This is a genomic window from Leucobacter triazinivorans, from assembly GCF_004208635.1.
GTDB classification, from domain to species: domain Bacteria; phylum Actinomycetota; class Actinomycetes; order Actinomycetales; family Microbacteriaceae; genus Leucobacter; species Leucobacter triazinivorans.
Genome location: NZ_CP035806.1, coordinates 583,670 through 610,575, shown reverse-complemented (window position 1 = coordinate 610,575; position 26,906 = coordinate 583,670). Strand labels below are relative to the sequence as shown.

General features: G+C 70.4%; 22 protein-coding genes. 20 read left to right on the top strand and 2 right to left on the bottom strand.

The genetic code is table 11. From position 1 onward, the window contains the following. Positions 1-53 precede the first annotated feature (53 nt). The 14 genes from EVS81_RS02770 to dapF all read left to right on the top strand — a co-directional run bounded on the left by EVS81_RS02770 (position 54) and on the right by dapF (position 16,292). Positions 54-1,730, top strand: coding sequence for a ribonuclease J (locus EVS81_RS02770; protein ID WP_130109030.1), 1,677 nt, complete (start codon positions 54-56; stop codon positions 1,728-1,730). 3 nt (positions 1,731-1,733) lie between these two features. After that, on the top strand, positions 1,734-2,909 hold the full coding sequence (locus EVS81_RS02765; protein WP_130109029.1) for a lipid II:glycine glycyltransferase FemX: 1,176 nt from the start codon (positions 1,734-1,736) through the stop codon (positions 2,907-2,909). Continuing rightward, entirely contained in the window at positions 2,909-4,525 is a 1,617-nt protein-coding gene (murJ, locus tag EVS81_RS02760) for a murein biosynthesis integral membrane protein MurJ (RefSeq protein WP_130109028.1), read from the top strand. The genes EVS81_RS02765 and murJ overlap by 1 nt, the downstream gene beginning before the upstream one ends. Next, positions 4,522-5,556 carry a lipid II:glycine glycyltransferase FemX gene (locus EVS81_RS02755; RefSeq protein ID WP_130109027.1) on the top strand — a complete coding sequence of 345 codons (1,035 nt, stop codon included), beginning with the start codon at positions 4,522-4,524 and terminating at the stop codon, positions 5,554-5,556. Before murJ ends, EVS81_RS02755 begins: the two co-directional genes overlap by 4 nt. Before the next feature lie 188 nt (positions 5,557-5,744). Beyond that, a complete protein-coding gene (locus tag EVS81_RS02750; protein ID WP_130109026.1) occupies positions 5,745-8,672 on the top strand; it encodes a DNA translocase FtsK in 2,928 nt (975 codons plus the stop codon). 2 nt (positions 8,673-8,674) lie between these two features. Then, positions 8,675-9,283 (top strand): CDP-diacylglycerol--glycerol-3-phosphate 3-phosphatidyltransferase, encoded by a 609-nt coding sequence (pgsA, locus tag EVS81_RS02745; RefSeq protein ID WP_130111253.1) that lies wholly within the window; start codon positions 8,675-8,677, stop codon positions 9,281-9,283. Continuing rightward, positions 9,280-9,846, top strand: coding sequence for a CinA family protein (locus tag EVS81_RS02740; protein WP_240739936.1), 567 nt, complete (start codon positions 9,280-9,282; stop codon positions 9,844-9,846). The genes pgsA and EVS81_RS02740 overlap by 4 nt, the downstream gene beginning before the upstream one ends. A gap of 169 nt (positions 9,847-10,015) precedes the next feature. Further along, positions 10,016-10,336, top strand: coding sequence for a helix-turn-helix domain-containing protein (locus EVS81_RS02735; protein WP_130109025.1), 321 nt, complete (start codon positions 10,016-10,018; stop codon positions 10,334-10,336). A 96-nt stretch (positions 10,337-10,432) separates the two neighbouring features. Beyond that, positions 10,433-10,654 (top strand): DUF3046 domain-containing protein, encoded by a 222-nt coding sequence (locus EVS81_RS02730; RefSeq protein ID WP_130109024.1) that lies wholly within the window; start codon positions 10,433-10,435, stop codon positions 10,652-10,654. Positions 10,655-10,943: 289 nt separating this feature from the next. Beyond that, entirely contained in the window at positions 10,944-12,014 is a 1,071-nt protein-coding gene (gene recA, locus EVS81_RS02725; protein ID WP_130109023.1) for a recombinase RecA, read from the top strand. Positions 12,015-12,018: 4 nt separating this feature from the next. Beyond that, positions 12,019-12,825 carry a regulatory protein RecX gene (locus EVS81_RS02720; RefSeq protein ID WP_130109022.1) on the top strand — a complete coding sequence of 269 codons (807 nt, stop codon included), beginning with the start codon at positions 12,019-12,021 and terminating at the stop codon, positions 12,823-12,825. Positions 12,826-12,872: 47 nt separating this feature from the next. Then, positions 12,873-14,453 carry a tRNA (N6-isopentenyl adenosine(37)-C2)-methylthiotransferase MiaB gene (gene miaB / locus EVS81_RS02715; RefSeq protein WP_130109021.1) on the top strand — a complete coding sequence of 527 codons (1,581 nt, stop codon included), beginning with the start codon at positions 12,873-12,875 and terminating at the stop codon, positions 14,451-14,453. Between the two features lies 1 nt (position 14,454). Then, on the top strand, positions 14,455-15,381 hold the full coding sequence (miaA, locus tag EVS81_RS02710; RefSeq protein WP_240739935.1) for a tRNA (adenosine(37)-N6)-dimethylallyltransferase MiaA: 927 nt from the start codon (positions 14,455-14,457) through the stop codon (positions 15,379-15,381). Positions 15,382-15,416: 35 nt separating this feature from the next. Continuing rightward, positions 15,417-16,292 (top strand): diaminopimelate epimerase, encoded by an 876-nt coding sequence (dapF, locus tag EVS81_RS02705; protein ID WP_130109020.1) that lies wholly within the window; start codon positions 15,417-15,419, stop codon positions 16,290-16,292. Between the two features lie 183 nt (positions 16,293-16,475). Here the strand turns inward: dapF and EVS81_RS02700 are convergent, their stop codons facing one another. Continuing rightward, positions 16,476-17,078 carry a class I SAM-dependent methyltransferase gene (locus EVS81_RS02700; RefSeq protein ID WP_130109019.1) on the bottom strand — a complete coding sequence of 201 codons (603 nt, stop codon included), beginning with the start codon at positions 17,076-17,078 and terminating at the stop codon, positions 16,476-16,478. Positions 17,079-17,291: 213 nt separating this feature from the next. On the opposite strand from EVS81_RS02700, the gene EVS81_RS02695 reads away from it, so the two are divergent. The 6 genes from EVS81_RS02695 to hflX all read left to right on the top strand — a co-directional run bounded on the left by EVS81_RS02695 (position 17,292) and on the right by hflX (position 25,050). After that, the gene (locus EVS81_RS02695) at positions 17,292-18,257 is read left to right on the top strand and encodes an AAA family ATPase (protein WP_130109018.1); all 966 of its coding nucleotides are present in this window, start codon (positions 17,292-17,294) and stop codon (positions 18,255-18,257) included. Continuing rightward, on the top strand, positions 18,254-19,594 hold the full coding sequence (locus EVS81_RS02690) for a DUF58 domain-containing protein (RefSeq protein WP_130109017.1): 1,341 nt from the start codon (positions 18,254-18,256) through the stop codon (positions 19,592-19,594). The genes EVS81_RS02695 and EVS81_RS02690 overlap by 4 nt, the downstream gene beginning before the upstream one ends. After that, the gene (locus tag EVS81_RS02685; protein ID WP_130109016.1) at positions 19,591-20,307 is read left to right on the top strand and encodes a hypothetical protein; all 717 of its coding nucleotides are present in this window, start codon (positions 19,591-19,593) and stop codon (positions 20,305-20,307) included. Before EVS81_RS02690 ends, EVS81_RS02685 begins: the two co-directional genes overlap by 4 nt. A gap of 25 nt (positions 20,308-20,332) precedes the next feature. Beyond that, positions 20,333-21,507, top strand: a protein-coding gene (locus tag EVS81_RS02680) for an IS3 family transposase (RefSeq protein ID WP_130109015.1) whose coding sequence is annotated in 2 segments (ribosomal slippage) — positions 20,333-20,612 and positions 20,612-21,507 — 1,176 coding nt in all. Because the reading frame shifts where the segments join, the coding sequence is not laid out codon by codon here. 43 nt (positions 21,508-21,550) lie between these two features. Next, positions 21,551-23,275, top strand: a complete 1,725-nt coding sequence (locus EVS81_RS02675; protein ID WP_130109014.1) for a transglutaminase TgpA family protein — start codon at positions 21,551-21,553, stop codon at positions 23,273-23,275. Between the two features lie 140 nt (positions 23,276-23,415). Continuing rightward, the gene (hflX, locus tag EVS81_RS02670) at positions 23,416-25,050 is read left to right on the top strand and encodes a GTPase HflX (protein WP_338034663.1); all 1,635 of its coding nucleotides are present in this window, start codon (positions 23,416-23,418) and stop codon (positions 25,048-25,050) included. A gap of 348 nt (positions 25,051-25,398) precedes the next feature. Here the strand turns inward: hflX and EVS81_RS02665 are convergent, their stop codons facing one another. After that, entirely contained in the window at positions 25,399-26,802 is a 1,404-nt protein-coding gene (locus EVS81_RS02665; RefSeq protein ID WP_130109013.1) for an aspartate aminotransferase family protein, read from the bottom strand. Positions 26,803-26,906: the final 104 nt, after the last annotated feature.

The window sequence follows — 26,906 nt, the reverse complement described above, 5'->3', positions numbered from 1 at the left end:
ACTCGTTTCGCTCCCGCAGAATGACGAATCGGAGCAACAGACACAAGGAACACATGACGAATCCCGCATACGCCCCTCCCGCCCTCGAACCGGGGGCGCTGCGCATCACGCCGCTCGGCGGTCTCGGCGAGGTCGGTCGCAACATGACCGTCTACGAGATCGACGGCAAGCTGCTGATCGTCGACTGCGGCGTCTTCTTCCCCGAGGTGCAGCACCCGGGCGTCGACCTGATCCTGCCCGACATCACCAAGATCGAGGATCGCCTCGGCGACGTCGTGGCCGTCGTGCTCACGCACGGTCACGAGGATCACATCGGCGGTGTGCCCTACCTGCTCAAGCTGCGCGAGGACATCCCGCTCATCGGCTCCAAGCTGACCCTCGCCTTCGTCGAGGCGAAGCTCAAGGAGCACCGCATCCGCCCGGTGACCCGCGTGGTCGCCGAGGACGACCGGGTGCAGTACGGCCCGTTCGACCTCGAGTTCATCGCGGTGAACCACTCGATCCCCGACGCGCTCGCCGTCGCGATCCGCACCGACGCGGGCCTGGTGATCGGCACCGGCGACTTCAAGATGGATCAGTTGCCGCTCGACGGCCGCATCACCGATCTGCGCGCGTTCGCGCGTCTCGGGGAGGAGGGCGTCGACCTCTTCATGACCGACTCCACGAACGCCGACGTGCCGGGGTTCACCCCGCTCGAGAAGAACATCGGCCCGGTCATCGAGCAGGTCATTGCGAAGACGCCGGGCAAGGTGGTCGTCGCGAGTTTCTCGAGCCACGTGCATCGCGTGCAGCAGGTGCTCGACGCGGCCCACGCCAACGGACGGCGCGTCGTGCTGCTGGGCCGTTCGATGGTGCGCAACATGAAGATCGCGGCCGACCTCGGGTACCTCGACGTGCCCGAGGGCGTGCTGGTCGACCTCAAGAAGAGCGGCGACATCCCCGACCACCGCATCGTCTACATGTCCACGGGCTCGCAGGGCGAGCCGATGGCGGTGCTCAGCCGCATGGTCAACCGCGAGCATCAGGTCGAGGTGGGCGCGGGCGACACCGTGATCCTCGCATCGAGCCTCATCCCGGGCAACGAGACCTCGGTCTACCGGGTGATCGACGGCCTCATCAAGCTGGGCGCCCACGTGGTGCACAAGGGCAACGCGAAGGTGCACGTCTCCGGGCACGCCGCCGCGGGCGAACTGCTCTACTGCTACAACATCGTGCGCCCCAAGAACGTCATGCCCATCCACGGCGAGTACCGCATGCTGGTGGCGAACGCCGCGCTCGCGATCGAGACGGGCGTGCCGCAGAACCGCACCGTCATCGCCGAGAACGGCACGGTCGTCGACCTGGTCGACGGCGTGGCCCGCGCTGTGGGACAGCTCGACACCGATTTCATCTACGTCGACGGCAAGAGCGTTGGCCGGGTCACCGACGACGATCTGCGGGATCGCCGCACGCTCGCCGAGGAGGGCTTCATCTCGGTGATCACCGTGGTGGAGACGACGCTCGGCCAGATCGTGTCGGGCCCCGAGATCCACGCGAAGGGCGTCGCGGAGGACGCTCACGTCTTCGACAAGATCACGCCGCAGATCGCGAGCGCGCTCGAGGACGCCATGAAGGACGGTGTGACCGACCACCACCAGCTGCAGCAGATCGTGCGCCGCACGATCGGCCGCTGGGTGGGCACCAAGCTGCGCCGCAAGGCCATGATCGTGCCCGTCGTGGTGGTGGTCTGAGCGGTGGCGGGATCCCACGCGGGTGCCGCCTCCGCAGGAGGCGCGGTCGCGCGCTTCGCCGATGAGGCGGAGCGCGGCGGCTGGGATGCGCTCGTCGCGGCGAACCCGGACGGCGGCGAGGTCTGGATGGGCGAGGCCTACCTGGCCGTGAAACGCGAGCAGGGCGGATATCGCGACTACCGCGTGGTGGTCGAGCGGCCCGGTCGCTCGGCAGTGGCCGTCGGCGTGCTCGCGAAGCGCGTGCCGCTGCTCGGCGAGTGGTGGCACCTGCCAGCCGGCCCGGCGGGGGAGGACGCGGCCGCGGTGCTCGAGGCGGCCTCTGCGGTCGCGGATCTCGCGCGCTCGCGCGGCGCGTTCCTGCTGAAGATCGAGCCGCGCCTCGCACCCGAAGCCCGTGATGCGATCCGCGCTGCGGGATACCGGGACACCGTGCGCATCATCCCGAACCCCTCGACGGTGCTCGTCGACCTCGGCGAGCCGGGACGCTCCGACGAGCAGCTGCTCGCCGGCCTCGGCAAGAAGGCCCGCAATTCCATCACCCGCGCACGCCGCGACGGCATCGTGGTGTCCCGGGTGCCCGCGACCGACGAGAACTGCGCCGCGCTGTACCGCCTGCTGCGCGAGACCGCCGAAGGGCGGTTCGTGCTGCGCTCGGAGCAGTACTACCGCGCGTTCTGGCAGGGCTTCGAGCGCGCAGGATCCTCCGGGGAGCACGCATCGCGTGCTTCCGGATCCGGATCCGGCGCCACCGCGCCGGGATCCGGGCAGATGTTCTTCGCCCACCGCGCCGGCGCCGATGGAGCGCCCGAGCTGGTCGCGGGCGCCTACGCGATAGCGCTCGGCGACAAGACCACCTACAAGGACGGGGCGTCGGTGCGCGCCAAGTCGGCCTACGGAGCCTCGCACGCGCTGCAGTGGGAAGTGCTCCGCTGGGCCGCCGAGCGCGGTGCGCGGACGCACGATCTGTGCGGCGCGCCTCCCGCGGATCGCGCGGACGATCGCGAGCATCCGCTGTTCGGAGTGGGCCAGTTCAAGCGCTCCTTCGCCCCCGAGATCACCGACTACGCCGGCGCCTTCGACCTGCCGCTGAAGCCGTGGGCGTATGCCTTCTGGACGAAGCTCGGGGATCGGCTCGCACGCCGCTGGTCGCTGGCGGTCAGGAAGGATCCTTACTACTGATGGCCTCGGGAATCATGCGCGCGAGCGCGGTGATGGCCTCGGGCACCATGGTCTCGCGCATTCTGGGATTCGCGAAGGCCATCCTGCTCGTCTACGCCATCGGCCAGGTCGAATCGCTCTCGGGCGACGCCTTCGCGAACGGCAATCTGCTGCCGAACACGCTCTACATGATCCTGCTGGGCGGCATGCTCAACGCCGTGCTCGTGCCGCAGATCGTGAAGGCGGCCAAGAACGCCGACGGCGGTGCCGGGTACATCAACAAGGTGTTCACGCTGGTCATGACGGCACTCACCGCCGTGACGGCCGTGACGATGCTCGCGGCGCCGTGGATCGTGTGGGTGTTCACCGTGGCGTGGTCCGATGAGCAGCGATCCCTCGCCATCGCCTTCGCCTACTGGTGCCTGCCGCAGATCGTGTTCTACGGGCTCTACACGATGCTCGGCGAAGTGCTGAACGCGCGGAGCGTCTTCGGCCCGTTCACCTGGGCCCCGGTGCTCAACAACGTCATCGCGATCGCCGGCATCGCGGTGTTCATCGCCATGTACGGCGCCGACCCCAACGGCACGCGCGCACCGGAGGACTGGACGCCGGCGGCCATCGCAGTGCTCGCGGGCAGCGCGACGTTGGGCGTCGCGGCGCAGGCGCTGATCCTCTTCGTCTCGTGGCGCAAGGCCGGCATCCGCTACCGCCCCGATTTCCGGTGGCGGGGCATGGGGCTCGGACACACCGGGCGCATCGCCGGGTGGAGCCTCGCCACGATCGTCGTGATGCAGCTGGGCGGCATCGTCACCAACAACGTCATCAACAGCGCGTCGGGCGAGGGGCCGTCGGCCCTCGCCATGCAGAACGCCTGGCTGCTGTTCATGATGCCGCACTCCGTGATCGCGGTCTCGCTCGCCACCGCATACTTCACGCGGCTCTCGCACTGGGGGCAGAGCGGCCGGATGGCCGAGTTCCGCGCCGACTTCTCGACGTCGGCGCGGCAGATCCTACTGGTCATGGTGTTCGCCTCCGTGGTGATCTTCGCGACGGCGCCGTTCATCAGCACCGTCATGAATCCCGGCGCGTCGCAGGAGCTGGTGGGGCAGTTCACGATCGTGCTCCAGTGCTACATGATCGGGTTGGCGGCCTACAGCTTCCTGTTCATCGTGCAGCGGGCGTTCTACGCCCTCTCCGACACGCGCACCCCCTTCGTGTTCACCACCGTGCAGATCGTGCTGCTGGTCGTCATATCTCTCGGATTGCTGGTGCTGCCGAAGGATATGCTCGGCCCGGCATACGCCCTCGCCTTCGGCTTCACCACGGTGGTCCAGGCGCTGCTCGCGGTCTGGCTCCTGCGCCGCCGCATCGGCTTCATCGACGCCTCCCGCATCCTCGCGAGCCTGCTGCTCTACGCGATCGCTGCGGTCCCCGCACTCGTCGTGGGCCTCGTCGCCACGGCGCTCGTGGTGAATCTCGTGCCCGGGTACGGGATCCTCGCCGCCGTCGGGCTCGCAATCGTCGTCGCGCTCCTGGTCGGCGCGGTGTACCTGCTCGGTCTGAAGCTCGTGCGCTCCCCGGAGCTCGCCGAGCTCACCGCCTTCGTCTCCCGCAAACTCGGAAGGAACCGCTCGTGACCTCCCTCTCCGTCGCCCCCTGCACGGATCGCGCCCTCTGGGACGCGACGGTGAAAGATCTCGGCGGCCACCCGCTGCAGCTGTGGGGCTGGGGCGAGCTCAAGTCCGCCCATCGGTGGAGCGCCGAACGCGTGCTCGTGCGGCGCGGATCCGGATCCGATGCCCCCGTCGTCGGCGCCTGCCAGCTGCTCACGCGCGCGCTGCCCGGCCCGCTGGGCGGCTTCGTCTACGCGCCTCGCGGCCCGGTGCTCGCCAGGAACGAGCAGGATCCGGAGCGCCCCGCCCCCTCGCCGACGCCCGCGGAGGTGGCCGATGCCGTCGCCGACCACGTGCACGGGTCGCGGCGCGCCGTCGCGGTGTCGATCGAGCCGGATGAGGACGCGGGGGAGTTCCCGCTCGGCGAGCGCTGGCGCGAAGCCGGGACCCCGGTGCTGCCCGCGCGCACGCTGATCCTCGACCTGCGGCGCTCGGAGGACGAGCTGCTCGCCGACATGTCGAAGAAGCACCGGCAATACGTGCGCAAGGCGGGACGCGAGGAGTCGCTGTCCATCCGGCCGGTCGAGACGCTCGAGCAGCTCGACGCGTGCCTCGAGGTGTACCGGGAGACGAGCGAGCGCGCCGATTTCGGGCTACACGAGGACTCGTACTACCACGACGCGTTCACGATGCTGGGAGAGGACTCGCCGGTCTGGGCGGCGTACGTCGACGACCGGCCGGTGGCCTTCCTGTTCATGGCGAAGTCGTCGCGCACCGCGTTCGAGCTCTACGGCGGAATGAGCGAGACCGGGCAGCGGCTGCGCGCCAACTACGCGCTGAAGTGGCACGTGATCCGGCACATGAAGTCGATCGGGATCGAGCGCTACGACTTCGGCGGGCTGATCAACGACGGCGTCACCACGTTCAAGAAGGGCTGGGCCTCGCACGAGAACCTGCTGGCGGGATCGTGGGATCGCCCGGGCCCGGGGTACCGGATCTGGACCGAGGGTCTGCCGCTCGCCAAGCGGATCGTGCGCAAGCTGCGCAGGCGCTGAGCGGCTCGCCGCCGGTCCCGGTCGGTTGAGCGAGCGGAGCGAGTCGAATCCCGCGTCGATCCCGGCCGGTTGAGGGAGCGGAGCGAGTCGAGACCCGCGTGGACCAGGTGCCCATCCGATTCCGCCTGATTCCGTCCGTGCCGGAGCGTCACCTCGCGAATGTCCGAGGTCGAACGTACCCTCGGAGTATGGCCAGCAAAGCTTCCTCGCGCGAAAAAACGGGCAAGACCGCGGCACGGGGTTCCCGTGCCGCGGGCACCCGCGCGACCGCGAGAACGAAGGTGCTCGCCGAGCCGGAGCCCACCGAGGGCGTGCTCGTGCGCGCCTGGAACGGACTCGCGCACGCGGTGGGCGGCGCCGCGCGCGCCTTCCGCGTCGAGCCCCTCGCACCGGCCGATCGTCGGGACGGCGTCCCCATGCTGCTCGTGCTGCTCGCGGTGGTCGGCGCCGTGGTCGAGTGGTTCTTCATCGGGCAGCCCGTCGCGGTGCAGCTCGACGCCTGGACCTTCGGGGGGCTCTTCGGGCGGGTGGCGTTCGGGCTGCCGATCATCATGGTCGGCTTCGCGCTCTGGCTCTTCAACCATCCCTCGAGCGTCAACGACAACCGCCGCATCGCGATCGGTCTGTTCCTCGCGATCACCTGCATCGCGGGCCTCTCCCACATCTACGGCGGTCAGCCGGTCCCGCGCGACGGCATGCCCGCGCTCGCCGAGGCGGGCGGGCTGCTCGGCTGGATGATCGGGGCGCCGCTGCTCTTCCTCACGGTGTGGGTGGCCACGCCGGTGCTGTCGCTGCTGCTGGCGATGTCGGTGCTGATCATCACGAAGACGCCGCCCGGGCGGATCGTGCGCCGCCTGCGCGAGGCGTACGAGTTCCTCTTCGGCGTGGTCGAGAGCGAATCGAGCGAGGACGGCACACCCGCAGCGGCCGAGTCGAAGAAGTCCCGCCGCTCCCGCAAGAGCGAGCAGGAGACCCTCTTCGACCTCGAGGAGCAGGACGGCGACGGTTCCTCCGTACCTTGGTGGCGACGCACCGATTCGGGTCGCGAGGAGGATCCGGAGTACGCCGCAGACCGGGTCGGGCTCGATTCCGCGCTCGGAGGCTCGGCTGAGGAGGCGACGTCCGACGGCGCATTCGAATCCGCGCTCGCGCCCGAGGCGCCGACCGACGTGTTCCCCTCCGACCTGTTCGACGAACTTGATCAGGCGGAGGCCGCCGTGCAGGCCGCGGGCGGCTCCCGCGCCTCGGGTCTCGGCGACGATTCGTGGGACGATTTCGCCGATCCCGCCGTCGAGCCCGCGGCGGCGTCGGCCGATGCCGCCCCCGTCGCACCGTTCGCCGTCGCCCCGCCGCACGATCCTGCCGCGAGTCGGGCAGAGTACCGCCTGCCCGACCAGTCGACCCTCGCCGCGGGCGACGCCCCCAAGACTCACACCGACGCCAACGATCAGATCACGGCGGCGATCGCGCGCGTGTTCGAGGAGTTCAAGGTCGACGCGCGGGTCTCGGGCTTTTCGCGCGGCCCCACGGTGACCCAGTACGAGGTGGAGCTCGGTCCTGGCGTGAAGGTCGAGAAGGTCACCGCGCTCTCCAAGAACCTCTCCTACGCGGTGGCGTCGAACGAGGTGCGCATCCTCTCGCCGATCCCGGGCAAGAGCGCCATCGGCATCGAGATCCCGAACAAGGACCGCGAGAACGTGGCCCTCGGCGACGTGCTGCGCTCGAACAAGGCGCAGCGCAGCACCCACCCCATGACCATCGGTGTCGGCAAGGACGTGAAGGGCGGCTTCGTCGTGGCCAACCTCGCCAAGATGCCGCACCTGCTCGTAGCGGGAGCGACCGGCTCCGGCAAGTCGAGCTTCATCAACTCGATGATCACGAGCCTGCTCATGCGCGCGACGCCGGCCGAGGTGCGCATGGTGCTCGTCGACCCGAAGCGCGTCGAGCTCACCGTCTACCAGGGCGTGCCGCATCTCATCACCCCCATCATCACGAACCCGAAGAAGGCCGCCGAGGCGCTGCAGTGGGTCGTGAAAGAGATGGACATGCGCTATGACGATCTGGCGAGCTTCGGGTTCCGCCACATCGACGACTTCAACGAGGCGGTGCGCTCGGGCTCGATCGTGCTCCCCGCGGGCAGTCAGCGCGTGCTCAAGCCCTATCCCTACCTCCTCGTGGTCGTCGACGAGCTCGCCGACCTCATGCTGGTCGCGCCGCGCGATGTCGAGGACTCCATCCAGCGCATCACGCAGCTCGCGCGCGCGGCCGGCATCCACCTCGTGCTCGCCACGCAGCGTCCGTCCGTGAATGTGGTCACCGGCGTCATCAAGTCGAACGTGCCGAGCCGCTACGCCTTCGCCGTGGCCTCGGGCACCGACTCCCGGGTCATCCTCGACGAGGTCGGCGCCGAGCGGCTGATCGGTCAGGGCGACGGCCTGCTGCTGCTCAACGGCGAATCGACACCCATGCGCGTGCAGGGCGCCTGGGTGGGCGAGGCCGAGATCTCGCAGGTGGTCGCGCACGTCAAGGCCCAGGCCCAGCCCGAGTACCGCGCCGACGTCGCGCAGGCGGCCGAGAAGAAGGAGATCGACGAGGACATCGGCGACGACCTCGAGGTGCTGCTCGCAGCGATCGACCTCGTGGTCACCTCGCAGTTCGGCTCGACCTCGATGCTGCAGCGCAAGCTGCGCGTCGGCTTCGCCAAGGCCGGCCGCCTCATGGACCTCATGGAGTCGCGGGACATCGTCGGGCCGTCCGAGGGGTCGAAGGCGCGCGACGTGCTCGTCACTCCCGAGCAGCTGCCCGAGGTCATCACCCGCATCAAGGGCGGCGGTTCGCCGACGCCCGCGGCGTTCGCCGCTCCGCCGGCCGCGGCGCCTGCCGCGGCGCCTGCGACGCAGGCGCTGCCGCAGCAGGCGGATCCCGCTGCCGCCCGCCCGCCCGCGGCCCCCGGGGTCGCGGAGGAGTCCGAGACCGACATCATCGAACCCCTCGGATCGTCGGACGGCTTCGGCGATGCGCGATACGACGACCCGATCGCGCAGCACCAGGCCGGCCTCGAGGAGGTCGAGGGCGACGACGACGAGGACGCGTGGCAACTGACGGGGCGGGACTGACGATGAACAGCAGCACGAGCGGCGGGCCCGCACGCGAGCAGCCGAGCAACTGGAACGCTCCCAACATCATCACGGCAGCGCGCATCGTCGCGACGCCCTTCTTCGTGTGGATGCTGCTCGCGGACGACGGCGCGAACGGGCCCTGGCGCTGGGCGGCAGCGGTGTTCTTCGTCGTGGCGATCGCCACCGACGCGTGGGACGGCCATCTCGCGCGGTCCCGTGGGCTCATCACGGATCTGGGCAAGCTGCTCGATCCGATCGCCGACAAGTTCCTCACCGGTGCGGCTCTTGTCGGGCTCTCGATCCTCGGCGAGCTCCCGTGGTGGGTGACCATCGTCGTGCTGGTGCGGGAGGTGGGCATCACGATCCATCGCCTCCTGATCGCGCACGACGTGGTGGTCGCGGCTGCGTGGATGGGTAAGCTCAAGACGGTCGCCCAGTCCGTGGCGATCACGCTGGCACTGCTGCCGCTGGCGAGCGTGCTCGGCGCGCTCGCACCGGTCGCCTACTGGGCGAACGTCGTCACGATGACCGCCGCGGTGCTCCTCACGATCGTGAGCGGGATCGACTACGTCGTCGCATTCGCGCGCGCTCGACGGACCGCCGCGTGAACTCCGAGGCGGCGGTGCCCGGCGAGACGCCCCCCGTCGCCGAGCGGGCGCTCGCGGCCGGTGCAATCGAGTGGGCCGCCGCGCGCGGGCTCCGCATCGCGGTCGCGGAGTCCCTGACCGGAGGGCTGCTCTCCGACGCGCTGGTTGCGATCCCGGGCGCTTCGCGTGCGCTGTCCGGCGCCGTCGTCGCCTACGACACCTGGGTGAAGCACTCGCTGCTCGGCGTCGAGCTCGACCTGCTGCGCGAGCGGGGGCCGGTCGACGAACAGGTCGCGCTGCAGATGGCGCGCGGGGTGCGGGCTGCCTGCGCCGTCGCGCGCGAGCCCGGCGCCGCGCCGGTGCCGGCCGATATCGGCGTCTCCACGACCGGCGTCGCCGGCCCCGATCCCGATCCGCAGACCGGCCAGTCCGCAGGCACGGTCTGGATCGCCGTGAGCGCGGGACCCCGCGAGGTCTCCCGGCGATTCGTGCTGGCGGGAGATCGAGCCGAGATCCGATCGGCCACAGTGCGAGCGGCGCTGGTACTGCTGGCCGAGGAGATCTCGAAACTCACGAAAATGTGAGCGAACTCGACTCAAGTTCAGCGAAGTTTCAGGAATAGGGTCGGTATTCTCGGGGTTACTCCCAGTGACACCGGTCAGACTGAACGGTGTTCCCGCAGCGGCGATCCCGCCTGCGAGCGGGTATGGTGGATGCACGACCCGGTTCGTGCGAGTGAAGAGGAGGGCCCACATGGTGCTGATGCGTCAGGAAATCGGCGACGTGCTGCGTGACTTCCGTCTGCAGAAGGGCCGCACGCTGCGGCAGGTCGCCGGTGAGGCGAGTGTCGCCCTCGGCTACCTGAGTGAGGTCGAGCGCGGGCAGAAGGAGGCGTCGAGCGAGATCCTCGCCGCCGTCGCCGACGCGCTCGACACCCCGCTCTCGGTGATCATGGGAGAAGTGAGCGAGCGTCTCGCGGTGGTCGAGGGGCTTGCGATCCCGCTCGCAGACCGCGTGCCCGACACGGTGCCGGCGGACCTGGTCTCGGGGTATGCGCCCGAGCTGGTGTCCTGACCCGGTGCGACGGGCAGGTCTTTGCGCGGTTCTCGCGCGGTTCGAGCGCCCGGCCCCTCGGGGGTCGGGCGCTTCGCCGTTCCTCGAGGTGACGGCGTGCGGTTGAGCGAGTTCCGTCGGGCGTGCGTCTCCGAGTTCGGGGAGGACTACTCGGGTGTCTTGCTGCGCGACCACTGGCTCGCGGCGCTCGGGGGAACCGCGGACGAGGCGCTCGACCGCGGCGTGCCCGCGCGCACGGTCTGGGAGGCGCTCTGCGCCGATCTCGGAGTGCCCGAGCATCGCCGCTACGGGCGCGGGCTGCGGGATCCGCGGGAGTGATCGTGCCGACGCTGCGTTCCGATCCCGGGCGGCCATTCGCCCGCGCGACCGGCGCGACACGCAGACGCGCATGCTTCGAATATGTGTTCGAAAGGTGCTATCTTCGTGCACAGGTGAGTTGATCCGCATTCCATCCACAGTCCGACCGTCTGAGACGTCAGTGTCAGTGGTTCCTCCTAGGGTGTGAAGCAATCGGCCATCGATGCCTTGTCTGCTCCGTTCCGGGGTCGAGACAGTCGGTAGGCAGCAACCCAGCGGCGCGGCCGCGCACACACGAAGGAGCAGGATCATGGCAGCACCCAAGGATCGCGAGAAGGCGCTCGAGGCCGCCCTCGCGCAGATCGACAAGAACTTCGGCAAGGGGGCGATCATGCGCATGGGGAGTGTCGAGCGCGCGCCCGTCGAGGTGATTCCCACCGGCTCGGTCGCCCTCGACGTCGCTCTCGGCATCGGTGGGCTTCCCCGCGGCCGCATCATCGAGATCTACGGTCCCGAGTCCTCCGGCAAGACCACGCTCACGCTGCACGCCATCGCGAATGCGCAGCGGGCGGGCGGCATCGCCGCGTTCATCGACGCCGAGCACGCCCTCGATCCCGAGTACGCGAAGAAGCTGGGCGTCGACATCGACGCGCTGCTGGTCGCACAGCCCGACACGGGCGAGCAGGCCCTGGAGATCGCCGACATGCTCATCCGCTCCGGCTCGGTCGACCTCGTGGTCATCGACTCGGTGGCGGCGCTCGTGCCGAAGGCCGAGATCGACGGCGAGATGGGTGATAGCCACGTCGGTCTGCAGGCTCGACTGATGTCGCAGGCGCTGCGCAAGATCACCGGCAGCCTCAACGCCACGAAGACCACGTGCATCTTCATCAACCAGCTGCGCGAGAAGGTCGGCGTGTTCTTCGGCAGCCCGGAGACCACCTCCGGCGGAAAGGCGCTCAAGTTCTACGCCTCGGTGCGCCTCGATATCCGTCGCATCCAGACGCTGAAGGACGGCACCGATGCGGTGGGCAACCGCACCCGGGTGAAGGTGGTCAAGAACAAGATGGCTCCGCCCTTCAAGCAGGCCGAGTTCGACATCCTCTACGGCGTCGGTATTTCGCGCGAGGGGTCCCTCATCGATTACGGGGTCGAGCACGGGTTCATCAAGAAGAGCGGCGCCTGGTTCACCTACGACGGCGATCAGCTAGGTCAGGGGATGGAGAACGCGCGCCGCTTCCTCATCCAGCATCCGGATGTCGCCGCCGAGATCGAAGAGAAGATCCTCACGAAGCTCGGAGTCAACGGTCGCAGCGAGGAGCCCGCGCAGGACGAAGCGGCGGCTGCTCCGGTGGCCGAGGCGCCGCAGCGGGCGAGCGCCTAGCACCGTGGCCGTTCGCTTTCTCCCCGATCCCGGTGAGCGCGCCGCCGAGACGGCTCAGGATCGCGGCGACCTCGCCGAGGTGATCGAGCTGCGCGCCATGCTGCAGCGCCGTACGTCGAGTGCGCGGCCGCACGGAGTCGGCGATGTCGACGCCGCAGGCGAGCTGGCGGGAAGCTCGAGCGGTGCGGGCGGCGGAGATCGGAGCGGCGCAATCGTCGCTCCGCAGCCCACGGTCCCTGCCGAGCGCGGAGAGGTCTTGCAGCGGGCATCGGCAGTGTCGCCGCAGGGCGTCGATGACGCGCCGGACGAGCCCGACGATCGGTCTGCGAGCGAGGACGGGGTCCGCATCCTCGCGCGCCGAGCACGGTCCAGCGGGGAGCTGCGCGAGGAGCTGCTGCGTCTCGAGCACGATCCGCACGAGGTGGAGCTGGTGATCGACGAGTTCGAGACCAGCCACTACCTCGACGACGCGGGCCTCGCGCGCCTGCTCACCGAGAAGCTGCGCGACACCAAGCGTGCCAGCCGCTCCCAGATCCGCCTCAAGCTCCGGGCGCGCAAGCTCCCCGACGAGGTCATCGAAGCAGCGCTGGGCGAGCTCGATACCGACGAGGAGTTCACGATTCTGCGAGAGACCGCGCAGGACCGCGCGCGCAAGCTGGCGGGTCTCGAGCGCCAGACCGCGGAGCGGCGCCTGCTGGGATTCCTCGCCAGACGGGGTTGGTCGGGCGAACCGGCGATGCGCGCTGCCCGCGAGGCGCTCGACGGCGCCTCGCGCGGCAACGGCTCGAGCAGCGGCGTGCGGTTCAGCTAGCGCGGGGCGAGGCACTCGGTGCGGTGGGCGTCGGTACACTGAATGGCATGAGTCTCGCACCCGCCGCACCCACCGCGATCGCGCCCTCGCCGGCTGCGCTGCGCCCCGATGGAAGCCCCCGGAGCTACACGGTGCGCACGCTCGGCTGTCAGATGAACGTGCACGACTCCGAACGCATGTCGGGCTCGCTCGAAGCGGCCGGGTACGTGCCTGCCGACGAGCCCGAGCACGCCGACGTCGTCGTGATCAACACCTGCGCCGTGCGTGAGAACGCCGCCAACAAGCTCTACGGCAATCTTGGGCACCTCGCGGGTGTGAAGCGCGAGCGCGACGGCATGCAGATCGCGGTCGGCGGATGCCTCGCGCAGAAGGATCAGGGAACCATCGTCGAGAAGGCCCCTTGGGTCGACGTCGTCTTCGGCACGCACAACATGGGGTCGCTGCCGCAGCTGCTCGAGCGCGCCCGGCACAACGCCGAGGCGCAGGTCGAGATCCTCGAGGCGCTCGAGGTCTTCCCCTCCACGCTCCCCACGAAGCGCGACTCCGCGTCGAGCGGGTGGGTCTCGATCTCTGTCGGGTGCAATAACACCTGCACCTTCTGCATCGTTCCCGCGCTGCGGGGCAAGGAGAAGGATCGCCGCCCGGGCGACATCCTGGCCGAGGTGCAGGCCCTTGTCGACGACGGCGCGATCGAGGTCACCCTGCTCGGGCAGAACGTCAACACCTACGGCGTCGAGTTCGGCGACCGGCAGGCCTTCGGCAAGCTCCTCCGAGCGATGGGGGAGATCGAGGGTCTCGAGCGCGTGCGCTTCACGAGCCCGCACCCCGCGGCCTTCACCGACGACGTGATCGCGGCGATGGCCGAGACCCCGAATGTGATGCCGCAGCTGCACATGCCGTTGCAGTCGGGATCCGACACGATCCTCAAGGCCATGCGGCGCTCCTACCGCTCCAAGAAGTTCCTCGGCATCCTCGACGCCGTACGCGAACGGATCCCGCACGCCGCCATCACCACCGACATCATCGTCGGCTTCCCCGGCGAGACGGACGAGGACTTCGCGGACACGCTGCGCGTCGTGGAGCAGTCGCGATTCTCGAGCGCGTTCACCTTCCAGTACTCGATCCGTCCCGGCACCCCCGCGGCGACGATGGAGCACCAGGTTCCCAAGGCGATCGTGCAGGAGCGCTATGAGCGCTTGTTGGCGCTGCAGGAGCGCATCTCGCTCGAGGAGAACCAGGCGCAGATCGGCCGCACGATCGACGTGCTCGTGTCGGTCGGCGAGGGGAAGAAAGACGCGGAGACCCGACGTCTCTCGGGCCGGGCGGAAGACAACCGATTGGTACACTTCGCGGTGCCCTCCGGCGGTGCAGAGCCGCGGCCGGGTGACGTGGTCACCGTCGAGGTCACCGCTGCGGCCCCGCACTTCCTGATCGCGGACACCCCGGCCGAGCGCGCCGACGTCGCACTCGACCAGCCGGGTGTCTACGCCGTGCGCCGCACCCGGGCCGGCGACGCCTGGGATCGCCGGCAAGCCGACAGCTGCGGGGTTCCCGCGCCCGCAGCGCCCGGTGCGCCGAAGTCCGTCGGTCTCGGCATGCCGACCCTCCGCACCGTCACCGCGCGCTGACGTGGTGCGCTCAGCATCCCCCGAACCCGCTGCGCCCCGTCTGTGGGCGATCGTCGGCGCGACGGGCACGGGCAAATCAGCGCTGTCGCTCGACCTCGCCGAGGAGCTCGCCTCTGCCGGTCGGCAGGTGGAGATCGTCAATGCCGATGCGATGCAGCTGTATCGGGGCATGGACATCGGTACGGCGAAGCTCCCGCCGGGGGAGCGGCGCGGGATCCCGCACCACCTCTTCGACGTGCTCGATCCGGGCGAGGAGGCCGCGGTCGCCTGGTACCAGTCGCTCGCGCGATCGGTGATCGAACGCCTCGCGGAGAGCGGCTCGGACGTGATCCTCGTCGGAGGATCGGGCCTCTACGTGTCGAGCGTGCTCTTCGACTTCCGCTTCCCTCCGCGCGACGACGCGCTGCGCGCGCATCTCGAGGAGGAGCTCGACGCCCGCGGCGTCGACGCGCTGCTCGAGCGGTTGCGCGCGCTGAGCCCCGAGACCGCCAACGCCGTCGACGCCCGCAATCCGCGCCGGGTGGTGCGCGCCCTCGAGGTGGCATTGCTCGGCGGCGATGCCCAGGTCACGCTGCCCGAGCAGCCGCGACTGTGGCGCGCCGACACCAGCATCCTCGGCGTGCGCTGCGAGCGCGCCGCGCTCGTCGACCGGCTCGACCGGCGCGTCGAGCGCATGTGGGGCGACGGCCTGCTCGACGAGGTGCGCGGGCTGATCCCGCACGGAATCGAGGAGGGAAGGACGGCGAGCCGCGCCATCGGCTACGCGCAGGCGCTCGCGCAGCTGGCCGGCCGCATGACCGAGGCGGAAGCGATCGCAGAGACGCAGGCGCTCACCCGTCGCTACGCGCGCCGTCAGGTGAGCTGGTTCAAGCGCTACCCGGGGGTCGAGTGGATCGACGGCACGGCCACCCGGGAAGGCGCGGACTGACGCTGACGCGGGTCGCGCGCCCGTAGACTGGAGCAATGACCACGCTCTCCTTCACCAAGGGCCATGGCACGGGCAACGACTTCGTGCTCTTCACCGACCCGCAGGGAGAGCTGACGCTGTCGCCCGAGCAGATCCGCTTCCTCTGCGACCGCCGCTTCGGGGTCGGCGCCGACGGGGTGATCCGGGCCGTGCGCTCGCGCGCCATTCCCGAGGGTGCGGCGATCCTCGAGGAGGAGCCCGAGGCCGAGTGGTTCATGGACTACTGGAACGCCGACGGCACCCCCGCCGAGATGTGCGGCAACGGGATCCGCGTGTACGCGCACTACCTCGTCTCCGAGGGCCTCGTGACGCCCGAGCGTCGCGATACCCTGCCCATCGGCACCCGCGCGGGAGTGAAGGACGTGCTCGCCGGCGTCTCGGGCTACACGGTGGATCTCGGCCGCTGGCGCCTCGCGGAGGAGCGGCTCGTCGCCGCCTACGGCCTCGACGTCGCGCGGCCCGGGCTCGGGATCGACCTCGGCAATCCGCACGTGGTCACCGCTCTCGCGCACGTCGGCGAGCTCGAGAGCCTCGACCTGCACCGCGCCCCGACGCTCGATCCCGCACCCGCCGAGGGCGCGAACGTCGAGTTCGTCGTGCCCGAGGAGCCGCTCGTGAAGGACGGCGTGGCGCGCATCCGCATGCGCGTGTACGAGCGGGGCGTCGGCGAGACGCTCTCCTGCGGCACGGGCACCGCGGCTGCCGCGCTCGCGTTCCGCCACTGGGGCGGCGATGGCATGCCGAACCACTGGAGCGTCGAGGTGCCCGGCGGCCGACTCGCCGTGCGCATGTTCCCCACCGAGGAGGGCGAGCACGTGTCGCTGAACGGGCCCGCCGAGCTCGTGTACTCCGGGGAGATCGAACTGCCGTAGTCTGCGGGGCTGCCCCGAGGCCGCCCCGATCCGCCCCGCTCTTCGCGCGTCAGTAGTTGCTGCTTCCGCTGAGGAATGGCCGCAACTACTGACGCGCGAAGAAGGTTTTCGGGGGAGCCTGGGTCTGGGGGCGGGCCCGGGGCCTGAGCCTCGGGCGGGGCTTCGCGGGGGCCCGGACGGCGCTCAGCGTCGCGCGCGGATCACGTGGAAGCCCTTGTCCCGTGCGGCGCGATCCACGCGCATCTCGGGGAATTCGGAGCCGATCCACCGCTGCAGGGAATCGGCTCCGAGGTGCTTCGCCACGACGAGATGCGCCGTACCGTCGGCCGCGAGGCGGGGGAGCCACCGCTGCAGGATCCCGTGCAGCGCCTCTTTGCCCACTCGGATCGGCGGGTTCGAGCGGATGTCGGCGAACTCGACGGTCGCGGGCACGTCATCGGGGGCAGCGACGCGCAGGTTCGTGAGCCCGAGGCGTGCGGCGTTCTCGAGAGTGAGGGCCCGGGAGCGCTCGTTGACGTCGACGGCCCACACAGTCCGCTCGGGCGCGCGCAGCGCGGCATCGAGCGCGATCGGCCCCCAGCCGCACCCGATGTCGAGCACCGGGCCCAGGCCCTCGTCGGCGCCGGCCAGCGCGCGGAGCAGGACCGCAGTGCCCCGATCGAGATGATCGGGGCTGAAGACGCCTCCCGCCGTGACGACGGTGCGCGGCGCCCCCGCCAGGTGCACCTCGATCTCCCGGGTCCGGAGTTCGCCCGCCGGGGTCTCTGAGAAGTAGTGCTGCGTCACCCCTCAAGTATTCCAGGTGCGCGGCGCGTCGGGCGTCGCGCACCGCGGCTGCGGGCGCGTTCGCCGATCGCGGTCGGCACCTGACGGAGCGGGCCGGGCTGGGGTGCGGCGCATTCTCGGGGTGTCGTGCGAGCATGGGAGCACACGCAGCGTCGGCCGTCACCCACGGAGTCGGCGTGCAGGGCAGAACAGGCGACGGGACGCATGGCGCACATGACAGCAGTGGAGGCGGCGACCGTCGCCGAGATCGCGCGCGGGATCGCCGACGAGGTCGGCAACGCAGTGATCGGCAAACCCGCCGAGATCCACGCTGCCGTGGCCACACTGCTCGCGGGCGGACATCTGCTCATCGAGGACGTCCCCGGAGTGGGCAAGACCACGCTGGCGTCGGCGCTCGCCCGCAGCTTCGGGGCGCACGCGGCCCGGATCCAGTTCACCTCCGATCTGCTGCCCACCGACGTCACCGGCGTGTCCGTGTTCGATCAGGCGTCGAAGGAGTTCCGCTTCCATGAGGGCCCGATCTTCGCGAACGTCGTCGTCGCGGACGAGGTGAATCGATCCACGCCCAAGACCCAGTCCGCGCTGCTCGAAGCGATGGGGGAGGGGCGAGTCACGGTCGACGGCACGACGTACCCGCTGCCGCGTCCCTTCATGGTGGTCGCCACGCAGAACCCGCAGGACATGGAGGGCACGTTTCCGCTTCCGGAGGCGCAGCGCGACCGATTCATGACACGGATCTCGCTGGGCTACCCGTCCATCGAGGCCGAGGTCTCGCTGCTCGGACCGCACCCCGCTGAGGGGGTGCTGTCCGAGGTGGCGTCTGTGGTGCCGATCGCGCAGGTCGTCGCCGCGCGGCGCGCGGTGTCGCAGGTGCATCTCGCGCCTGAGATCGCGCGCTATCTGGTGTCGATCGTCTCGGCCACACGGGAGCACCCGGGTATCGTGCACGGTGCGAGCCCCCGGGCCTCGCTGCATCTCGCGCAGATGGCCCGGGCGCGCGCGGCCATGTCGGGTCGCGCATACGCCTCGCCGGACGATGTCGCTGCGCTGGCCGGGATCGTGCTCTCGCACCGGATCGTCACCGGCGATCTCCACGCCTCCGCCGCCGACTCGCTCGCCGCGGCCGCTGCGATCGTTCGCGACATCGTCGCCCGAACGCGGGTACCCGGCGTGCGATGAACGGTTCGCCGCGGCTGCTGCGCGCGATGCCGCTGACGCTCACTGCGCGCGGCGCGGCCCTGCTCGTGCTCGCGGCGGCCGCGGGGGGCCTCTGGGCGGCAGTGCGCCTGCGCGATGTGCTGGCGCTGGCGGCTCTCGCCGTCGCGGCGGTCGCGGTGTCCATCGTGTGGCTGCTGCTCATCCGCATCCGGCTCCGACCGCGGGCCGAGCTCACGACCGATGTGCGCACCCCCTCCGCGGGAGACGTGGTGACGGCGACCGCCGTCGTGCAGCACGACCTCGCCTGCTCGCACAGCGCCGAGCTGGTATGGGAGATGCCGGGCGACGTCGGCGCCCGACCGATCGTGTTGCGGCGGCGCGCGGAGGCGCGCCAGTCGGTGCGGTGGACGGCCGAACGCCGCGGGGCGTTCGCGCTCTCGGCCGCGGCCCTCGTCATCTCTGACCCGCTGGGCATCGCGAGGATGCGGATCCACCTCGGCGCCAGCGCCGAGGTGCTCGTGCTGCCGACGCCGCTGCCGCCCGAGCTGATGCCGGGAGGCCTCGGCGCACGGGATGGCGCGCACAGAACGCCGCCCCGGCAGGCGGTCCGCCCCACGCCCGGCAGCAGTCGCTCGGTCACCGCCGAGGAGGCCGGCGAGGCGCTTCGCGAGTACCGGCCCGGCGATCCGCCGCGCCGGGTGCACTGGAAGCAGAGCGCCAGACAAGACCGGCTGCTCGTGAATCTCCCCGAGCACGGCACGGGTGAGCGGTTCGCGGTCGCGCTGATCGTGGACTCCGACGCGTATCGCGCGGCGCGCGACGGCACCCCGCCCGAAGACTTCGAACAGGCGGTTTCGCTGGCTGCGGCGCTCGTGACGCGGCTCGGGGGGAGTGTCGTCGCGCGTCGCACGGCGCCCCGACGGTCCGCACTGGACCTGCGCACCGTGCGCGGCGCGGGGGGAACGCCGCTGGTCGACCGTGCGGCCGTCGGAGCCGCGGAGGCGCTGCGCGCCCTCGCGCGGGCGCAGCCGGTGCGCGTCCTCGCACGGGCGCAGCCGGTGTCCGGTCCCTCCGATGCGCGACCAGCCGGGCTGGACTTCCGGCCCACTGCGATCATCACCGGCTCGGTGACGCCCGAGGTCGTGGCGCTCGCGTCCCGTTCTCCCGCCGGGACAGTGGTGATCACCTCGCCCGAGGTGCGCGGTTCCACCCCCGGATCCGCGCTGCCCCGGGGGTGGGAACTCGTGCGTGCACCGGGCACTCGGGCATCCGCGGCGGGCGCGGTCGCCGGGTCCGCGGCCGCCGGGTCCGTGGCCGCCGGGTCCGCGGCCGCGGCCGGCACGGGACGGCCGGGATGAGCGCGGCGGCGAAGCGCGCGGGCACCGCGACCGCGGCCGGGAACGCGCTCGGGAGCGCGCCCGAGAGCACTGCGGGGGAATCGGCGGGCGGCGCTCGGGCATCCTGGCACCCGCTGCTCGGATCCGTGCTGCTCGGCGCGCTGTGGGTCGTGTGCCTCGTCGCGCTGCGGGAGGTCTTCGTGGGCGGCGCCTGGACCGCGCAGGCGCTGAGCGCGGTCGGCGCGGTGGTGCTGGTGAGCGGCGCGGCGCTGACGCTGCGGCCCGGCCGGCGACTTGCGGCGTGGGCGATCGGCGTCGTGTCCGGTGCCGCACTGCTCGCGTGGGCGCTGCTGAGGGACGGCAGGCTGTCGCAATGGAGCCGCGAGCCCCTGCGGCTCGTGCAGGAGACGCAGCTCGCCGTCTCGGAAGGCGTCCCCCCGGTCGAGTTGTCGGGCGCGCTGCTCGACGTCGTGCTGTCGGTCTGGTTCGCGGCGCTCGCGCTCTCCGCACTGCTGCTCATCGGACTCGGGAGGTACTTCGCCTCGGGCCTCATTCCCGCGGTCCTCATGCTCGCGCCGGTCACGGTCACCTCGCTGAGGATCCCGGGCCCGCTGCTGCTCTGGACCGGTGCGCTCCTGCTCCTGCTCCTGTGGGTCGGCGCCCCGCGCACGGTCGCCCGATGGCGCGGGGTGGGTCTGATGTCGGTTTGGTTGACTCTTGTCCGCCAGTTCTGAACGTGCTGGCTGGGAGGATAGAACCATGGCGAAATACTCGGAGGAGTTCAAAAAAGACGCGGTCGCGTTAGTGCGGCAGGGTGCGACACAACGAGAAGTCGGACGAGATCTTGGAGTCTCAAAGTCGGCGCTGTCGAAATGGGTGGCTGATGCTGAACGGCGTGATGCTGGCCTACCCGTGACGAAAGACGTGACCGCGGCGGAGGATGCGCAGATTCGTGAGTTGATACGCCGCAATAGGCTCCTCGAGCAGGAGAACGAAGTGCTTAGGCGGGCAGCAGCGTATTTGTCGCAGATTCATATCACGCCCCCAAAATAGTGTTCCCGCTCGTCCAAGAACTGGCCGCGAAGGACGCCCCGATCCGGGTGCCTGTCGTGGTGGCGTGTCGGGTACTCGGGTTTTCGAAACAGGCGTACTACCAGTGGGTAAAGCAGCCAGTTTCGAAACGCGAAGCTGATGATCGGCATCTCATCGGGGTGCTGCGTACGCTTCATGCTGAAGATCCCGAGTTTGGGTACCGGTTCCTCGCTGACGAGATGCAGGGCCTCGGCTATGCCGTCACTGAACGGCGTGTGTGGCGGCTGTGCAAACAGGCAGGCATTCGATCAGTGATCACGAAGCGGAAGGGCCGTGCCAGTCGTGCTGGTGCTCCGGTGGGTGACGATCTCGTCGAGCGCCAGTTCACCGCCCAGGGCCCGAACCGGTTGTGGTTGACCGACATTACAGAGCAATGGACGAACGAGGGTCGCCTGTACATGTGCGCGGTGAAAGACGTCTGGTCTAACAAAGTCGTCGGCTACTCAATCGGGCCACGCATGCAGGCATCGCTTGCGGTGGGGGCGCTTGAGAACGCGGTCATGCAGCGCGGTCGTCCGGTCGGGACGGTGGTGCACTCAGACAGAGGCGGTCAATTTCGTTCCCAGAGCTTCCAATCGGCGTTACGTCGGCACCAGTTGCAGGGCTCGATGGGGCGCGTGGGTGCTGCTGGGGATAACGCGGCGATGGAAAGTTTCTTCTCGCTTTTGCAGAAGAATGTTCTAGATCGGAAGGTGTGGGAGACCCGGGAAGAGCTTCGTTTGGCGATTGTTTCTTGGGTTGAGGGGAAGTATCACCGGAAGCGTCGCCAGCGCAGGCTAGGGAGACTTACCCCAGTGGAGTTTGAAGTTGTTAATGTAGGCAGCGTCGCACTCGCGGCGTGAAGAGAAACCCGAGTCAACATAACCGACATCAGACCCGGTCGCCGTGTCGGCGGTGTCGCTCGCGCTCGCCGTCGGACTGGTGGCCGCCCTCCCGCCGGTTCCCGATCGCGTCTGGAACTCCGCCGCGGTCTCGGTCTCCCCGGTCTCGTCAGGCATGCCGGATGTCACGCTCGCTCTGGCCCGCGATCTGCGCGAGCGCAGCAGCACGGTGGCGTTCGAGTATCGGGGAAGCACCGATGGCGACGGCTCCGGGAACGGCACCGCGCGTTTCACGCTGGCCGTGCTCTCCGACTTCGAGCGGGGCATCTGGCTCCCCGAGGACGAACTCGACCCGGGCGGCGCGAGCGTCGTCGCGCAGCGACCCATGGCGTCGGGCGCACCGGCTTCCGCACGGCCGCTCGGCGGGGAGTCCGTCGTCGCCGTCCGTGTGAAGGGGCTGCTGAGCTCCTGGCTCCCCATGCCGTCTCGTGCGGAGCGGATCGAAGCGATCGGCGGATCCTTCGATCCCGAGCAGTGGATGTGGGGCGACGGTACCGCGACCGCGCGCTCCGACACGGCGCTGACGCGGCCGGGGGATCGGTTCCGGGTGCTCCTGGCGGATCCGCCGGCGCTCGACGGATCCGGGAACCCGGTGCGGGTGCCGAGCGCGGAGGCCCCGGCGGATCCGGACCGGTATCTCGCGCTGCCCGAGGATCTCCCCGATGCGATCGCAGACGCGGCGCGCGTGGCCACGGCGTCGCTGGATCCCGAGTCGTCCGCATCGCCGGATGCGGACGCGTATCGGACGCTGTCCGCCGCCAGCCGGCTCGAGGGGTGGTTCCGCTCGGGGGAGTTCGTGTACGACGAGCGCGCGCCCTACGAGCCCGGCGCGGATTCCGACGATCCCTACGCCGTGATGTCGGCCTTCCTCGAACAGCGCACCGGCTACTGCGTGCACTTCGCCTCCACCTACGCGGTCATGGCCCGCTCGCTGGGACTCCCGAGCCGTGTGGCCGTGGGGTACGTCTCCCGCCCGTCGAGCCCCACGGGATGGACGGCCGTGCGGGCCCGAGAGCTGCACGCCTGGCCCGAGGTCCACGTCGACGGGGTCGGTTGGGTCGCGTTCGAGCCGACGCCGGGCGGCGCGGGCTACCGCGCCGAGACCGGGCGGCCGGATCCCGCCGAGTCCGCCGCAGGTGACGCGCCCTCGATGCTCGAGCAGCTGCCGCTTCCTGAGACGGACGCCGACGAGCCGCAGTCGGACCCCGAGCAGAGCGAGGAGACCGAGGAGGTCGGCGCAGACGAACCAGGCGGGTCTCGCGGATCCTCCGGGGCTCCGCCGGGTCCGGGCCTCGTGCTGGGCGCCGTCGGCCTCGTGGTGGTGCTCCTCGGCATCGCCCCCGCTGTGCGTCGAGCGCGTCGGGGCGTCCGGCGTCGGCGCGTCGCCCGCGGCGAACGGCCCGCAGCGCACGCTTGGGCGGAGCTCGTCGACACGGCGGTGGACCTCGGGGTCTATGCGCCCGAGGCCGCCCGGGTGCGGGCCCGCACCCCCGAGGCCATCGCGGAGTACCTCGTCTCGCGCGGACTGCGCGGCGACGCGGCGGCGGCGGCCCTCGGCTTGGCCCGCGCGCTCGTCGAGGAGCGGTACGCCGCGGCGCCGGCTCCTGCGCGGGAGGCGGGGCCGCTCCGCTCCGAGCTCGAGCTCGCCACCTCGGCCCTGCGCTCGACGGCCGGATGGCCGGCGCGGCTGCGAGCGGCGCTGCTGCCGCGTTCCGTGCTCCGCCGATGAGCGGAGCCGCGAGAACGCGCGGAGACATCGACGGGGTCGCACGACGGGGCCGGTGCGGCCGGAACGTCCGCAGCGCGTCGCCTGCGCCCAGGGCGAACGCGCGACACGCCCGGCCCGGATCCGCGTACACTGGAGGCCAGATGACGAAACGCTTCACAGACGATTCAGCCCGCACATTCGAGCCCGACGAGCCGCGCGATGACGCGCTCGATTCGGCGGTGCCCGAGACCGACGACGGCGCGGGAACCGCCGCAGAGAGCCGCGACCCGGTCGACCGGCTGCTCTCGCGCGCCTCGAGATCGGGATCAGCCACCGTGATCCGGGACCGCGGCGCGGAGCTGCTCGGCCAGGGCGCACAGGCGCTCGGCGACGCGGAGCACGACCGGCTCGCCGACGATCTCGAGCTGATCCGCATGGAACGCGCGGACCGGGCATCGCTCAAGCGCGTGGCCGGTCTGTCGACCGAGCTCGAAGACGTCACCGAGGTCGAGTACCGGCAGCTGCGACTCGAGAACGTGGTGCTCATCGGGGTCTACACCGGCTCGAACCGCGACAGCTCCGATGATGCCGAGAACTCGCTGCGCGAGCTCGCCGCCCTCGCCGAGACCGCGGGCGCCCGGGTGCTCGACGGTCTGCTGCAGCGCCGCGCCACACCCGATCCCGCGACCTACCTCGGCAAGGGCAAGGCGCAGGAGCTGGCCGAACTCGTGGCGGCCGTGGGCGCCGACACGGTCATCGCCGACACCGAGCTCGCCCCGTCGCAGCGCCGCGCGCTCGAGGACGTGGTGAAGGTCAAGGTGATCGACCGCACCGCGGTGATCCTCGACATCTTCAGCCAGCACGCGAAGAGCCGAGAGGGCAAGGCCCAGGTCGAACTCGCGCAGCTCGAGTACCTGCTGCCCCGCCTGCGCGGCTGGGGCGAGTCGATGTCGCGCCAGGCCGGCGGACAGGTGGGCTCGGCCGGCGCCGGCATGGGCTCCCGCGGGCCGGGCGAGACGAAGATGGAGCTCGACCGGCGCAAGATCCACACCCGCATGGCGAAGCTGCGCAAGCAGATCGCCGGTTTCGCCCCGGCACGCGAGGCCAAGCGCGCCAACCGCAAGCGCGGCGAGGTGCCGTCCGTCGCCATCGCCGGGTACACGAACGCCGGCAAGTCGAGCCTGCTCAACCGCCTCACCGGGACGCAGGAGCTGGTGCAGAACCAGCTCTTCGCCACGCTCGACACGGCGGTGCGCCATGCCGAGACGGCCGACGGGCGCCGCTTCACCTACGCCGACACCGTCGGATTCGTGCGCAATCTGCCGCACCAGCTGGTCGAGGCGTTCCGCTCCACCTTCGAGGAGGTGGGCGAGGCCGACGTGATCCTGCACGTCGTCGACGGGTCCCACCCGGATCCCGAGGCCCAGCTGCGCACCGTGCGCGAGGTGATCGCCGAGGTCGATGCGCAGGGCATCCCGGAGCTGGTGGCGTTCAACAAGGCCGATCTGCTCGACGCGTCGCAGCGCATGGTGCTGCACGGGCTGGCGCCCGACGCGGTGTTCGTCTCGGCGCGCACGGGCGAGGGGATCGAGGAGCTGCGGCGCCGGATCGATGCGGCGCTGCCGATCCCGGATCGCGAGGTCACCGTCGTCGTGCCCTACGATCGCGGTGAACTCGTGGCCGAACTGCACGAGCGCAACCGCGTGCTGTCGACCGAGTACGTCGAGCACGGCACGCGTGTGCGCGCCTACGTGACCGCGGAGATGCTGGCGAAGCTCGAGCCCTACGTGCAGTAGCGCGAGGCGGTCCCAACGTCGAGTCCGAGGAGCTTCGGGTTTCGACTCGGCTCCGCTCGCTCAACCTGCGGAGAGCTGCGCTGATTGAGCGAGCGGAGCGAGTCGAGATCAAGGATCCCGGGCCCGCTCGTCATCCTGCGCGAGGAACGAGCCGCAGGATCCAGAGTCGGAGCCGTGGATCCTGCGACTCGCATGCTCGCACAGGATGGCCGGGCGCAGGATGACCGGGGGCAGGATCCAGAGTCGGAGCCGTGGATCCTGCGACTCGCATGCTCGCGCAGGATGGCCGGGCACAGGATGACCGGGCGCGGGATGACCGGGGGCCGATGACCGGGCGGGCGGGCTCGCCTACGCCCGCAGCTCTTGCGCGAGCGAGCGGAAGTCCTCGATGAGGATCCCCATGTCGTCCTCGGTGTGCGCGAGCGAGACCAGCCACTGCTCGTCGAGCCCGGGAGGGGTGAGCACCCCGCGGTTCACGCCCCACAGCCACGAGAGCTCGGCCACGCCGAAGTCCGTGGCCTTGTAGTCGCGGTAATTGCGCACCGGCGTCGTGGACCAGGTGACGCAGCCCTTCGCTCCGAGGCCCACGGTGTGCGCGGGCAGCTCGTACTCGGCGATGATCGAGTCCATCGTGTCGAGGGTCCGGGTGTTCAGATCCTCGAGCCCCTGGCTCGCCTCGGGGGTGATGAGCCGGTCCACGGCGTCGGCGGCCGCCATGACGAGCGCGTTGCCGTTGTAGGTGCCGAAGTGGTCCATGCGGCCGTCCACCACCACGTTCATGACCTCCTGCTTGCCGCCGAAGGCGGCGAGGGGCAGCCCGCCGCCGATCGACTTCGCCAGCGTGATGAGGTCGGGCTTGACGCCGAGGCGCTGGGCAGCGCCGCCGTGGCCGGCGGTGAGCCCGGTCTTCACCTCGTCGAAGATGAGCACGACGCCGTACTGGTCGCAGAGCGCGCGCACGCCCTCGAGGTAGCCCTCGTCGGGCAGCACGATGGCGAGATTCTCGATGACCGGCTCCACCACGAAGGCGGCGATCTCGTCGCCGTGCTCGCGGAAGGCGCGCTCGAGCTGCCCGAGATCGTTGTACGCGACCACGTGCACGTCCCCGGTGATCGCGTCGAAGGGGGCATCGGGGATCGGACGATCCGCCGGTCCGATGTCCTCGAGCGCCGGCTTCACCGAGACCTGCAGTGCGTCGTATCCGCCGTGGTAGCCGCCCTCGATCTTCGCGATCGCGCGGCGGCGCGTGAACGCCCGCGCCGCGCGAATCGCGTACATGAGCGACTCGGTGCCCGAGTTGGTGAAGCGCAGCATGTCGAGATCGAAGCGCTTCTTGAACCGCTCGGCCATATCGGTGGCCTGCGGCGACGGGGTCACGAAGAGCGTTCCGATGCTGTTGAGGGTCTCGGTGACGGCAGCGACCACCTGCGGGTTCAGGTGCCCGACCAGCCCCGCCCCGAAGCCCATCGAGAGATCGAGCAGCCGGTTGCCGCCCACGTCCGTCAGCCACGCGCCGCGGGCTTTCTCGATCGTGATGGGGTAGGGCTCCCAGTACTGGAAGGAGCTGGTCACGCCGAGCGGCAGGGATGCGGCGGCGCGCGCGTTGTGCTCGCCCGATGCGCGCGACCACGTCTCGAAGCGCTCCCACTCCGAGGCCAGCAGCCGCTGCACGCGGCCGGGGTCGACCGGCTTCGAATCCGCGGGGAGCACGCGCCGGGTTCCCGGAGCGTTGGGCGGGGTGCTGACGGTCATGGAGTCCTCCTTGCTCGACGGCGGCGTCGGGGGACGACGCCCCCCGCTCACGCTACCCCGCGCGTCGCTCGCCGGACAAGAGGGGTCCGCGCAGAGCGCGGAGC